The sequence below is a fragment of the Nitrobacter sp. JJSN genome, from assembly GCF_051912485.1.
GTDB lineage: Bacteria > Pseudomonadota > Alphaproteobacteria > Rhizobiales > Xanthobacteraceae > Nitrobacter.
This window is the reverse complement of the sequence record NZ_CP196822.1, coordinates 1,985,373-1,997,632: the sequence shown is the minus strand read 5'-3', so window position 1 is coordinate 1,997,632 and position 12,260 is coordinate 1,985,373. Positions and strand designations below refer to the sequence as shown.

The window sequence follows — 12,260 nt, the reverse complement described above, 5'->3', positions numbered from 1 at the left end:
GGCAAAGCAGGAGAGAGCAAATGCGTCAGATGATTTCAGGATTGGTCGCTGCCGTTGCCGTGGTAGCGGCGAGCGCCGCGCCCGCGATGGCGTGCGGCGGGTTGTTCACGAGCGGAGGGTGTTCGCCGTGCGCGGCTTACAGCCCATGTGGGCATGGTTATTATCAAGGCTATTACGGCGCGGGATACGGCGTTGCGGCCTATGAACGTCTGCCGTCTCCGACACAGTACTATTATGTCAATCAGGGGCCAACGTTCAGCGGTCCTGGCGCTTTCGCACCGGTGCCGACCTATCAGGAATCCGCCGTTTCCGGATGGAATGCCTATAGGCGTCCTTATTATTACCCCTACGACGGCGGCCGTTACGCCCACGCCATGCATCATTACTATGACGGCGCTCCCGTGACCGGCCCAGTCGTGTCCAACTATCGCTGGCATCACACGTACCCGCATTACCGCATATATCGTTATGGTCATCATTACGGCCACTACCATGGCCAGGTCTACGGATCGCGGCATCATCACCACGGTCATCATCATTCGGCGGCGCACCACCACCACTGATCGGCCCCGCTCCTTAAAACAAGCGCCCGTTCGCATGCGATGCGAGCGGGCGTTTTCGTGCCGTCAGCGCATCAGGCCGAGACGGCTGGCGCCGATATAGAGCGCTAACACCGCGGCATTCGAGACATTGAGACTTTTGATGTCGCCGGGCATGTCGAGACGCGCGACCGCGTTGCACGTTTCCCGCGTCAATTGCCGCAAGCCCTTGCCTTCGGCGCCAAGCACCAGCGCCAGCGGTTGTCGCAACTGGATGGCAGCGAGGTCCTCGCCGCCCGCGCTGTCGAGGCCGACGGTCATGAAGCCGCGGTCGTTCAGTTCGGTCAGTGCTCGCGCCAGATTCTGTACTAGCACGAGCGGCACAAGCTCCAGCGCGCCGGAGGCTGATTTTGCCAGCACGCCGGTGGCCTCGGGACTGTGACGCGCCGTGGTGATGATCGCCTTCACAGCAAAGGCTGCGGCCGATCGCATGATCGCGCCGACGTTGTGCGGATCCGTGATCTGGTCGAGCACCAGCACGATGCCTTCCTGCGCCAGCGTGTCGATATCCGGCGAGGGCAGGGGATCGGCTTCGGCGAGCAGCCCCTGGTGCACCGCGTCGGGGCCGAGGCGCTGGTCGATCGCACTCGGACGCACGATCTCGGGCGTGATCGAGGTATTGATGTTTTCATCCGCGAGCCGCCGTGCCGCGTTTTCGGTGAGCAGCAGTTTTCGGATCGTCCGCCGGGGATTGGCCAGCGCGGCTGCCACCGTGTGCCAGCCGTAGAGAATCGCTGGGCTGTCGGTCCCGGCCTCACGGTTCCTCGGGGGCGGGCGGCCACGATTTCTGTTAGCCTTCTGGGAGCCGCGCTTAAATTGCGGCTTACGATCACGGTCGCTCATAGCTGGCTTGTCTCACGGGTTCCGAGTAATGGCAATTTTCCGGCGCAAAAAGCCGGAAACCGATATTCCAGCGCTATTGGTTGACTTTGCCGGGGTGCTTCCCCCATAAACGCGGCGGCCATGGACCCGTTCGTCGGGCCCACGGTTTTAGCGTCATCCATGGCCGTTCAGCCGCCCTGTTCGGTGGAAGGAAGCCCGATGGTGTTGAGCGGGGGAGTGTCCCGAGTGGCAAAGGGAGCTGACTGTAAATCAGCCGTCTTATGACTTCGAAGGTTCGAGTCCTTCTTCCCCCACCAATGATTTCAATTACTTATTGTAAAAATTAGGCGCCTCCGAAGGGGTGGCTCTCGCTGCGCATTTTTGGGGTGCAGCCTGGGGTACGGGTATTCTCCGCTAAGTTCCGTCACTATCCGTTAGGAGGAGGTACTGGCGCGACCGCCGAGATGATGGTCGCGCAGACCAATCATGCACGCGGGATTCGCGCGGGCCGGGTGCGTTCGTCAGCCCGCTTCAAAGTCGCCCTTCTAAGCGAAACGGTCTCTCCGATAAGGCCACGCGCAACATTTGGAGCCTCATCCCCCTAGTTGGAAGTATTGGGGACTTCAGCATCTGGTTGTTTCGTGCTCAACTCTCGCGCGCGTGGGGAGTGGCCGTGATGAGTTTGGCGCAAGCTTACGTTCATCTGAAACCGCATTCGGCAATAACGTCTGAAATGCATCCGCGGGGGCGGTTCGCGAAGGCAGCGGCTTTCGAGAAGAGCCGAGTACGCCAACTCGTCAGCCTCACTTTCTGATGATTCACTGATTTCGATGGACAAACGCTCGTTAAGCGAACGGGACATTTGCACCAAGCTCATCACGCCTGCGCTGCGCAAAGCGGGGTGGGACGAAATGCTGCAAATACGCGAGGAGGTTGGCTTCACTAAGGGCCGCATTATCGTGCGCGGCAAACTTGTCACGCGTGGCCGAGCCAAGCGGGCCGACTATGTCCTCTACTACAAGCCCAACATGCTTCCTGCGCCGATCACTGCCTGGGAGCCAATACGGACACTGGGCAGGATTATTACGCCTCCACCGACCCATACATCCGACCCGATTCGATGGGTTTGCCGAACTCTTCCTTTCGCCGCTGGAGGGCATTCCAGGGGTGCATTGACGTCAGAATTTGAACGGCCGGTCCGAATAGCGTGAAATCGCCAATCTTCACTTTGCAAACATCCAGCACTACGCAGTTGAAGTTGAAGAAGACTCGCTCGCCGAGTTCAATGTTCGAGCCGTAATCGCAAAAGAAGGGCGGCTGCATCCAAACGGATTCGCCGCCCCGTCCGAAAAGGTCCGTCAAAATACCTCGGCGCTTCGCTTCCTCTGTCTCACGTGAGTTGTTCAATGTTTGACACAGGTCGCGTGCGCGAGCCCGTGCCTTTACCAACTCGGTGTCCATAGGGTCGTAAAGTGCACCAGCCAGCATTGACGTTCCGTTCGCATCGTTGCTAATTCCCCTGTGACGGTTGGACGGGTCAAGACAACAGTCTGACCTTAGTTACAGCGTTAAGGCCGAATTTGCTGGCGTTTTGAACCGATGGATGAACAGTTCGTGCACGAACCTAACCTACCGTTCCAACCAGGTTTGGAGGACGTTTTTGCGCCATGCTTTCGATTGGCATTCTGTGGGTGTTTCTTGCATTGATGGCCGCATGGGGATCGTTTCATTTCGCGCGTCATGATCCACGCTCAGCGTCTTTGATGAAAATCGGCTTCGCTGGTTCTCTACTGGCCGCAACGAGCACGCCCTTCTGGTTTCGGGGCGATCTCATCGGAGAGGGTTTGCTAGCGCACGTCTTGCTGCTCGCGTTCTGGTCGATGATCTTCTTTGGTGTGCCTCTGTGCTTTGGATTGATAGTCGGTACACTGGCGGCGATGTACAGGAAGCGGTAGCGAACGCTTAATGACGGTCGTCCGAGACTTTGGCCGACAGAATCTTGGCAGCGGTTTTTGCGGCCGGCCTCACGACCCAACCAACCTCATAATGCTGTGCTTGCGGCGAATATCGCGGCGCGCGGCGGTCATGGTGGTGACGGCGATCTGCCACGGGGAGGCGCCGCGCTGGCGCGGTCATTCAAAAAAACGTCCGAAGTGTTCCGGTTGCGCATAATAGCGCTGGATCGTCGCATTGCGTACCATACAGCTGGCCAGCTGCCGGCTGCAGTAGAGCAGGCATTTGTTCTGATGGCCGCCCAAGTCACCGGCCCCTCCCGTCGGGTCGGCACATTTGCCCAAGCAATTCGCGCCTCTGTCCTCACATTGCAGCTGGTTTGCTATTCCGGGTGGTGAGTTGAGGAGTACGCCGGTGCCTAAGATCGTGATCGCGAAGGCGAGGTGCCGTGTCATTATCGAACCTCCTGAGAAACGCGCGGGCTGGTCCCAAAGGACTGAAGGCGGAGGGGTTCTTTGTTGATCTAGGTCAACGGATGCCGGCCCTGGGATCGGGCTGCGGGGTGTCGCTACTGCGCCAGTCTGCGCAGTTCCGTGGAGTAGGCGTGCGCCGCTGAAACGCCTTCCGGCCGGGGAAGGGCCCATTACCTGCGACGTAGGACTGGCGCACCGGAGAGTTTGCGTGAGGTCGCGGGCCAAGACCGGAAGTCGAGATCAGACCACGGCGTGCCACGCACCGCCGCAGGAACGAGAACACACTGCTAACGTTATTGGGACGGCCGGGAGATGTGTGACTGCACGTCGAGTACTCGTTCGGGGCGGATCGCACTGGGCTATTAGAATCTGACGCAGTCAAAGTCCGGCCTGATGGAAGTGCGAAACGCCCAACCTGAAGGAGTGTGCAATGCGCAAGAGAGTGTTGGCCATCCTGAGTGGCGTGGCAATCGTCGCATCGGCGCTCACGCTGATGCCGGATGAGGCGGCGGCAAGATTCGGAGGAGGGGGAGGAGGCTTCAGGGGCGGCGGCGGATTTGGAGGCGGTGGAGGTTTCCGGGGCGGTGGTTTCGGCGGTGGAGGATTCAGAGGCGCGATGCCCGGCGGTGGGTTCAGAGGTGGGTTTGCCGGCGGCGGGTTCAGGGGCGCTGGCTTCAGAGGTGGTCGCGGGCTAGCTCTGGCCGGTGTCGGCGGCGGAGCGTTCGCAGGGCGCCCCGGATGGGCTGGTGTCCGACCCGGTTGGGGCGTCCGGCCGGGCTGGGGCGGCGGCTGGGCAGGTGGACGTTGGGCAAATGTAAATGCACGCTGGGCCGGAGGACGTTGGGCCGGAGGACGCTGGGGATGGCGGCGCGGCTGGGGATGGGGTTGGCCTGTTGCTGCTGGCGTCGCTGCGGCCACTGCCTGGGGCTGGGACTATCCGTACGCTTATGCGAACTATGATGATTGTTGGGTGTGGGACGGATACCAGTGGGCGAACCGCTGCTATCAGTCCTATGCTTGGTACTGATGCAGAGCTTGGTGAGCCGGCGGGTTACGAGTTAGCCAGTGGGTCGGCGCGAAGCGTCGCCCGTGAAAGGCTCGGCGGACCTGCCCTGCCGGCTCATCACTCCGCTGCAAACCGACAAGAGCTTGCCTAAGCCGCTTTGTGCGGTCGGTGTCACGTCCCGATCAGATGCATGAAAGTGCCATCACCGAACAAGGCGGTTCGTTTTCAGCGTCCCACGCAAGAACTCGCCTTGATGAGTTATTGGCAAGTGGTGACGGATGTCTTTGTTATGATAGCTGACTGTAAATCAGCTGTCTTATGACTTCGAAGGTTCGAGTCCTTCTTCCCCCACCAATCTCAAACAATCCGTTGAATATTACGATTTTCTCGATAATTCCCCACCACCCGCTTGGGTGCGGGCGTTTCGTTGGCGATGACGGTCTTCGCGGCGCGAGAGCATCGCCGGAAGCATGGGAGTGCTAAGGCACCCCAAACAAGAAAAGCGCGATTACAGCCATGAAAGCCAACAACACCAGCACCGCGCCGACAATGTAAGTATTTCGAGGGCCTCTGTCCTTCGCTCCTTCGAATTCTCGTGTAGAGCTGCGCCATTCCCGAAGATCATTCATTGTTTATACTCCCTTCGCTTCAAAGGCCGTAGTTTCGAATCATCCTCCGTCACGAAGCCAATGCGGTCTTCGCTGAGGATTTTGGAGACGGGGGTTACGGTCATTGAAGTTACCACTGTGATGGCGAATGGCTTATGCGCCTTGCTCAGGATTAAAGTGATCGTTGAGGCGCCTTGCCATTGTTCTCTGGGTGTGGTCCGGGGCGATTTTTTGCATTTCTGCAAAACACGGTCGAACGTAGTAGGGTCTTAATCTACTTTTACGTCCGTTACGCCGCCGCCCTTCGAAGCTATCAGATGCAGACCTTCCCATCTCCGCTAGCATTCCCTTCCCTCTGCGTTCAAATCAACCCAAGAAGGAGCATGGGTCAAATGCGAGCTAACCCCTATGTAAGCGTAGAGGGCAGAGGCTGCCAGTAAGTTGGTGCGCAGAACCACATCTCCGGCATCGAAAATCAGCCGCGTCCTCACTGGGCGATAGCCTGCATGACCAAGCTGTTCGACACGGCCCCCCTCAACAAATTGTTGATTTAACTTGACTTTTTTCCGAAGACGCGATGCGCGAGCCGCTCGTTTTAACCTAAACTCTCAATGTTAATTCAAATGGTTGTTCGCGTCTAGCTAGACAGGCCGTGACCACCGGTCCTAGTTAGCCGCTATCATGACCAGCGGTTCCGTGCCGGACATTTCAGAGCAGGGCTTTAGTTGCTGCGTTCCCTTACTCCAGCTTTTCCCGGAGATACGATGATCCGACTGCTTATTGCATCGGCGATGCTTTGCATTGTCGCCACACCTTCGTCTGCCCGACCTTCTTATAAAAAAACGCAGATTGCCACGGGCTGCGATGTGATGCGTCCCTGCTTCGGCAACGGAACGTCGCTGTTTAATTTCGAGGATCGTGCCGCCAGGCATTCCCGTCATTCCGTCAGACATTCGGCAAGTCACCGATCACATCGCCGAATTCCGAAAGGGCTTGCACGGGTCATGGCCGAAGGCGCGGGGAGGGTGGCCGGGGTGGTCCGCTCGTCCTCAGGCGCCACTGCGCATGTTGCCAACCACGCCACCGGTGCTTTCCAGTGCCTTGTTTCGGCTCTTGACCGGCAGGGTTATCCGATCCGCTTCATGGGCGGATGGCGGGCGCATGGCAGCGTACGAGCCTCGCTGCATCCGGCAGGGCTGGCGCTCGATATCAACCAATACGGGCGAAACGTCACGCGCCCACGGATGCCCCACAACGAGGTCGCGCTCGCGAACTCCTGCGGGTTGATTTCCGGCGCGCAATGGGCAAATGGCGACAGCGGGCATTTCCAGCTTGGAGGTTGGAGCGGAGGAGGAGGACGGCATTACGCGAGACGTCACCATCATCGTCGTGACCATTATGCCAACGCGCGATGATGTCCGTCTGCGGCCGGCTTGTCGTCAGCACTTGAACGATCCGTCGGTTCCGTTGTGACCTTCATTCTCGCGCGATCCGCCCACGTATTTACTGAAAGTCGACGCGATTTGCACCGGCACGGCAACGCATCCGTTCCGTCGTCGCAGTGAAAAAGGCGCGGCGAGTTTTGCCCGCCGCGCCCCGATCTTGTCTCGCTGGCACTGGGCGCTGAGCCGCCCATCGCCGGGCTCCAAGAAGCCTAGCGGGCGATCCCAGCGAGGTGACAGCGCTCGATATAAGGCACTGGATCACCTCCTTTCGTTGTTGATGGAAGCCGGATCATAGGCACAAAATCGCAGCGTGTTAAGGGGCTGCCCCGTCCGTTTCCGTCTGATTGAACTGGCGGCGCAATCCAAACTACCGTAGCACCGCCGCGTTCGGTTGCTTATATGGTCATCCGCACACGGTGATAACGCCGACAGTTGCCCATATCTTCTTCTTCGCGATCATTCTTCTGCGCGGGCGTTTGCCGAATTCGCGTGACTCGATCAAGAAGGAAGAATATGTCGCTAGGAACGCCGACATTATCTTCTTTGGAAGGTGAGGGCGCTCATCCCGGACCTGCCGCCAACGAAGCACTAGCGGTAATCAAGTCCCGGTCAGTTACCCGTGGAAATTCGACTGCAGCGCTTCCGAAAATTCCGCTTCAGCCGGAAGTCTTTTCTATCAGGAACTGACCTTAAATTTGCCAGCGCCAGCGCATGTCAGAATAGGAACATGCGTACGAGTTCTCTGGTTTTCAATTTGGCTACGATGGAGAGACGACATGAAAATTAAAATTGTCCTGGCAGCAATTCTGGCGGTCGGAACGTTGATGGGTGTCACCGCGCTGGTGTCGGCTGTTAATAAGGCAGATCATGGAGCTGCCCATATCAGCGGTGTATGGCATCAGCATCAGGAACTGTCGCAGCGCGCGGCATAAATCTGCGATCGTATCGTCGCGGGAGCGATCGTCGTAGCGTGCAAATTTAGGCGCGGTTCGGCGCAGATGATTTGTGGGCGGCCGCAGCTCCGGAATCGACCCAACCTTCAAAGTCCAGCCTTCAAAGTCCACAGTGGCCCCGGCCTGCTTCGCAGTGTGGCGGCGTTCTCCGGGCCAAAGGAACACTCCTGAGGGAGAGGCCGGAGCGCAACAGGTGTTCTCATCACCGATAGAAGCCACGGTCCGTGCGGTGATGCTGGCAACGACCGCGCGAATGAAGAATTCTGTGCGCCTTAAACATAGGCTGAGTTCTTGTTTTGCTCGTTGGCGTATCTGAATCGTTGGATGAACTTTTGCGGGACTTCTGGTCCCAAAGTCGCAGTTGGAGCCATTCCGTTCCGGAATTGGAGGATTCGTGCCTTGCGGAAAGCATCCGCAAATGGCAATAAAATCAGAACGCTAGATGCGTAACGCGGGTGTAGCTCAATGGTAGAGCAGCAGCCTTCCAAGCTGAATACGAGGGTTCGATTCCCTTCACCCGCTCCAGCGGTGATTTTTTAGCAAAATTAATAAGTTACACGGTCGGCTGGTGGCTTTGTAGCATGATTTCATGTGCTGCATGACCAAGTGAACGACTGGACCAGCGCCCGCGACTTTCGAGAGCAGATTACGTGGGACGCGCTGCTCTACCCGTTCGGCGGCATTGCCTCCATTGCACACAATTCGGAAGGCAAGCCGGTCAACCTGTTTCGGCTCAATCCCGAACAGGCGGTTATTGATGTCACCATCGATCCGTTCGAGGGGTCGCGATCTGACCGCCTATCTACCGGATACCGAATACAACGTGATCGTGGGGACGTTCATGAGTAAGCGCTCAGTTGATCCCCTTGTATCGGGTTAGCATCGAACATGCGAAGAATCCTCCGGTTGTGACGGAGGTTTTGGATGGTGTTAGACGGCAAAAAGGACGTCCATTTGGACGGCTCATCGACTGGAATAGTCAGCCGGCTTGAAGTGCTTGAGGGACCGACGGGGCGGCGCGTACGTTCGGAATCTGAGCGTGCTCGGATCGTTGCCGAGAGTTTATTGCCTGGCGCTCAGGTAGCGGAGGTGGCGCGCAAGCATGGTGCGACGCGCTGGCAGATTTACGACTGGCGCCGACGCTTTCGACAGAGAGGCGGCTTGCCGTCGTGCGACTCTCCGACGACAAGCTTCGCACCGCTGGTTGTGGAAGAGCCGTTAGACGAGCGTCACGTTCCGATGGTCAAGATTGAGATTGCGATCGGTGACATCGTCGTGCGGACGGACGCGGCGATCGGCGAGAAGCAACTATCACAGGTGATCCGCGCGGTGCGGACGTCACGATGATCGCTGCTGGCGCGGAGTTGAAGATTTACATCGCGACGCGGCCTGTCGACTTCCGCTGTGGTCACGATGGGCTTGCGGCGAAGGTGCAGGAGATGCTTGGTCTCGACCCGTTCTGCGGCGCGGCGTTCGTGTTCCGATCGAGGCGAGCGGATCGGATCAAGATTTTGGTCTGGGATCGCACGGGCCTGGTGTTGGTGCACAAGCGGCTCGAAGGCTGCAAGTTCGTGTGGCCGACGATTGCGGATGGCGTGATGCGGGTATCGCCGGCGATGTTTGCGGCCTTGTTTGAAGGTTTGGACTGGAGGCTGGTCCGTCCGGAGGAAGCACGGCGTCCGCAAGCGGCGGGATAACTGCGGCAGAGTGACTCGGGACGCTCTTTGCGCATGGCGAGAACGGCGGCGATGTGCTGGAAATAGCGCATGAACACCGCGGCGCTGCGCGACGAGAACGAACGCCTGAAGGCGCTTTTGGCGCAAACGCAAGCGACGTTGGGCGAGCATCAGGCGGCGCTGGCAACGTCGGAAGAGGCGCGGCGCCGGCTGGAGGTTATCCTCGGAGAACTTCGCCGCGAGAAGTTCGGCGCGAAGTCCGAGAAGCTGCGGCCTGATCAATATCATTTGCCGCTCGAAGACGTCGAGATCGCGCAAGGCGTCCTGGACGCGGCGCAGGAGAACGCGGCAGCGATTATCCAGGGCCGATCGCGCGGCGCATCAGATCAAGCCCGTCATCGCAATCGGGGCTGCCTGCCTGCGCATTTGCCGCGGGTGGAGCGGATCATCGAGCCTGCGAGCACGCTGTGTCCCTGCGGCTGCGGCGCGATGACGAAGATCGGCGAAGACGTCAGCGAGCGTCTCGACGTGATCCCGGCGCAATGGCGCGTGCTGGTCACGCGTCGTCCAAAATATGCTTGCCGCCGCTGCTCGGGCGCGGTCGTTCAGGCGCACGCGCCGGAGCATGTCGTGCCTGGCGGACTGCCGACCGAAGCGGCCATTGCGCAAGTGATCGTCGCCAAGTTCGGCGATCATACGCCGTTTTACCGGCAGGCCGGGATCTACGCGCGACAAGGGATCCGGCTCGACCGGGCGACGCTGGGGAACTGGTCCGGCCGCGCCTGCTTCCATCTCCAGGCTGTTGGGGATCGGATGCGCCGCCAACTGGCGGCGGCGGATCGCCTGTTCATGGACGAGACCACGGCGCCGGTGCTTGCTCCCGGGCGCGGCCAGACGAAGAAAGGCTTCTTCTGGGCTATTGTCTCCGACGACCGCGGCCACAGCGGCCCAAGTCCGCCGATCGTGCTGTTCCGATATGCGTCCGGACGCAGCGGCGCTTTCGCCAGGCAGTTTCTGGACGGCTTTAACGGGCGCTTCCTGCAATGCGACGCATACGAGGGCTATGATCGGCTGACCGGCGTTGCGCGACCGCAAGGCCCCTGGACGCTCGTGCATTGCTGGAGTCATCTGCGTCGGCGCTTCGTCAAGCTGGCGCGCAACAGCAGATCGCCGATCGCCGAAGACGCGGTCCGGCAGATTGCGCTTCTCTATGCCATCGAAGCCACGGTGCGCGGCTCATCGCCGGACATCCGACTGGCCGCGCGCAAGGAGCATTCGCGGCCTGTCGTTGCTGCTTTGAAGCCGTGGTTCGAGAAACAGCTGTCGATGATCTCCAGCAGCTCGACACTCGCCCAGGACATCCGCTACGCGCTCAATCATTGGCCGGGGCTGACCCGCTTCCTCGAAGACGGACGTCTCGAGCTCGACACCAATCCGGTCGAAAACGCCATCCGGCCGGTGTGCCTGACCAGAAAAAATGCGCTATTTGCTGGTCATGAAGTTGGAGCCGAGAATTGGGCTTTGCTGGCGTCGATCGTAGCCACCTGCAAGCTCAACGACGTCAACCCCGTCGCCTACATCGCCGAAACACTCGAGGCAATCATCGCCGGCCATCCTCAAAGCAAAATCGAAGACCTCATGCCCTGGAGATTCCGCAAAACGTCAAGCCCACATCAATGGGGCAGCGGTTGAGCGCTTACGTTCATGAGCGTCGCGCCGCTCCTGAACATTGAGCCGTCGGCTTGGACCGGCACCATCAGGTGAAATCAAGCTCGCGTTGGGCAAGCGTTGTGATATTTGGCCCGAGGGCATTCGCGAAATGGCCGAGGAAGAGGAAGATTAGGAAAGTGCGGCGGGGACGAACTAAATGAGCAGTTGGACACTTGTTGCTCGTAACGCCGAGAAGCCACCCGAAGGGGGCGTAGCGGTCGATCTTACGATCGATGGCGGTGATCCGCTCAGACTGGGCTTGGTCGAAGCTAAGGGGTTAGAAGCGGCATTGGGAAATGCGCTTACGGGTATTAATGATGTGTCCGGCCGAATTTCATGCGTGAACGTAGGCGTCCAAATCGTCGTTGCAGTCGATAAGACTGCAGTAGCTTCCCTTACGTTTGACAATGCGGAGCTGATGCGCAGCCAGTTGAAAGAACTTCTGGCGGGCAAGGCCACCGAATTCACCGGTTAGGGTGCCGTTGGGGAGTGTGCGGAAAGCATTCGTCAGCCCATTCTTGGGAAGAGTCTCGACGCGCGTGGGCTTGTGCAACCCTCACTCGCGCGGCAGCAATCAGTAAGCGGGTGTGCCGCGCGGATTTGCTTTAGCCCAGGCCGTAACTTTTTCATTTGGAACGATAAGCGATGACTGGCCGGCGGACGCGTAATAACTCTTTCCACTTTCCACAGAATAAGCGACTCCGCCCCATACGGCATCGTCGTTCAAATGTATGCTTCCAGCTTCTGGATTGATGTTGCTTACAATCGTGATCTTGATTTCGAGGCGTCCATATTGGCTGCTTCTGATCGCGGCTGGATCGCCAATTTTGACGTTGCGATAGTAGCGCTCGATTTCTTCGGCCGTTTGACCGTGGCTTGGGTCGCGGGGAGGAGACATATTTTAAGCAGCCTTCTATTGGTTCGACTAGAGATCAAACACGAGCTTCTCAGTAGCAATCGTCATCGTTTCCATTGACACGTCAAGCACATAGATGGAACCAGCTGAGCCATCAAC

13 protein-coding genes, 2 tRNA genes and 2 pseudogenes are annotated in these 12,260 nt (G+C 58.8%); 13 read left to right on the top strand and 4 right to left on the bottom strand.

Going from position 1 to position 12,260, the window contains the following annotated elements; genetic code table 11:
• The first annotated feature begins 20 nt into the window (after positions 1 to 20).
• Positions 21 to 563 (top strand): hypothetical protein, encoded by a 543-nt coding sequence (locus ACSZOQ_RS09935; protein ID WP_439925828.1) that lies wholly within the window; start codon positions 21 to 23, stop codon positions 561 to 563.
• 63 nt (positions 564 to 626) lie between these two features.
• Here ACSZOQ_RS09935 and rlmB read toward each other — a convergent pair whose 3' ends face one another.
• Positions 627 to 1,442 carry a 23S rRNA (guanosine(2251)-2'-O)-methyltransferase RlmB gene (gene rlmB, locus ACSZOQ_RS09930; RefSeq protein ID WP_439925827.1) on the bottom strand — a complete coding sequence of 272 codons (816 nt, stop codon included), beginning with the start codon at positions 1,440 to 1,442 and terminating at the stop codon, positions 627 to 629.
• Between the two features lie 210 nt (positions 1,443 to 1,652).
• On the opposite strand from rlmB, the gene ACSZOQ_RS09925 reads away from it, so the two are divergent.
• Positions 1,653 to 1,738 (top strand) — tRNA-Tyr (locus ACSZOQ_RS09925).
• A gap of 513 nt (positions 1,739 to 2,251) precedes the next feature.
• A pseudogene (locus tag ACSZOQ_RS09920) lies at positions 2,252 to 2,497 on the top strand (type I restriction endonuclease subunit R); the annotation flags it as partial.
• On the opposite strand, the gene ACSZOQ_RS09915 reads toward ACSZOQ_RS09920, so the two are convergent.
• Complete coding sequence (locus ACSZOQ_RS09915) at positions 2,437 to 2,655, bottom strand: hypothetical protein (RefSeq protein WP_439926001.1); 219 nt, start codon at positions 2,653 to 2,655, stop codon at positions 2,437 to 2,439. The pseudogene ACSZOQ_RS09920 and the gene ACSZOQ_RS09915 overlap by 61 nt on opposite strands.
• 167 nt (positions 2,656 to 2,822) lie before the next feature.
• Positions 2,823 to 2,882: pseudogene (locus tag ACSZOQ_RS09910) on the bottom strand (maltose acetyltransferase domain-containing protein); the annotation flags it as partial.
• 206 nt (positions 2,883 to 3,088) lie between these two features.
• On the opposite strand from ACSZOQ_RS09910, the gene ACSZOQ_RS09905 reads away from it, so the two are divergent.
• The 10 genes from ACSZOQ_RS09905 to ACSZOQ_RS09860 all read left to right on the top strand — a co-directional run bounded on the left by ACSZOQ_RS09905 (position 3,089) and on the right by ACSZOQ_RS09860 (position 11,720).
• Positions 3,089 to 3,376: a hypothetical protein gene (locus ACSZOQ_RS09905; protein WP_439925826.1), complete on the top strand. Its 288-nt coding sequence runs from the start codon at positions 3,089 to 3,091 to the stop codon at positions 3,374 to 3,376.
• A gap of 901 nt (positions 3,377 to 4,277) precedes the next feature.
• On the top strand, positions 4,278 to 4,874 hold the full coding sequence (locus ACSZOQ_RS09900) for a hypothetical protein (RefSeq protein ID WP_439925825.1): 597 nt from the start codon (positions 4,278 to 4,280) through the stop codon (positions 4,872 to 4,874).
• 1,312 nt (positions 4,875 to 6,186) lie between these two features.
• Entirely contained in the window at positions 6,187 to 6,876 is a 690-nt protein-coding gene (locus ACSZOQ_RS09895) for a hypothetical protein (RefSeq protein WP_439925824.1), read from the top strand.
• An 806-nt stretch (positions 6,877 to 7,682) separates the two neighbouring features.
• Positions 7,683 to 7,838, top strand: a complete 156-nt coding sequence (locus ACSZOQ_RS09890; RefSeq protein ID WP_439925823.1) for a hypothetical protein — start codon at positions 7,683 to 7,685, stop codon at positions 7,836 to 7,838.
• 472 nt (positions 7,839 to 8,310) lie between these two features.
• A tRNA-Gly gene (locus ACSZOQ_RS09885) sits at positions 8,311 to 8,384 on the top strand.
• An 81-nt stretch (positions 8,385 to 8,465) separates the two neighbouring features.
• Complete coding sequence (locus ACSZOQ_RS09880; protein WP_439925822.1) at positions 8,466 to 8,708, top strand: hypothetical protein; 243 nt, start codon at positions 8,466 to 8,468, stop codon at positions 8,706 to 8,708.
• Positions 8,709 to 8,783: 75 nt separating this feature from the next.
• On the top strand, positions 8,784 to 9,206 hold the full coding sequence (locus ACSZOQ_RS09875) for a transposase (RefSeq protein WP_439923187.1): 423 nt from the start codon (positions 8,784 to 8,786) through the stop codon (positions 9,204 to 9,206).
• Complete coding sequence (gene tnpB / locus ACSZOQ_RS09870) at positions 9,203 to 9,556, top strand: IS66 family insertion sequence element accessory protein TnpB (RefSeq protein ID WP_439923186.1); 354 nt, start codon at positions 9,203 to 9,205, stop codon at positions 9,554 to 9,556. The genes ACSZOQ_RS09875 and tnpB overlap by 4 nt, the downstream gene beginning before the upstream one ends.
• A gap of 69 nt (positions 9,557 to 9,625) precedes the next feature.
• Entirely contained in the window at positions 9,626 to 11,227 is a 1,602-nt protein-coding gene (tnpC, locus tag ACSZOQ_RS09865) for an IS66 family transposase (RefSeq protein ID WP_439922718.1), read from the top strand.
• 175 nt (positions 11,228 to 11,402) lie between these two features.
• Positions 11,403 to 11,720, top strand: a complete 318-nt coding sequence (locus tag ACSZOQ_RS09860; RefSeq protein ID WP_439925821.1) for a hypothetical protein — start codon at positions 11,403 to 11,405, stop codon at positions 11,718 to 11,720.
• A 99-nt stretch (positions 11,721 to 11,819) separates the two neighbouring features.
• Here ACSZOQ_RS09860 and ACSZOQ_RS09855 read toward each other — a convergent pair whose 3' ends face one another.
• Positions 11,820 to 12,143, bottom strand: coding sequence for a hypothetical protein (locus ACSZOQ_RS09855; RefSeq protein ID WP_439925820.1), 324 nt, complete (start codon positions 12,141 to 12,143; stop codon positions 11,820 to 11,822).
• Positions 12,144 to 12,260 lie beyond the last annotated feature (117 nt).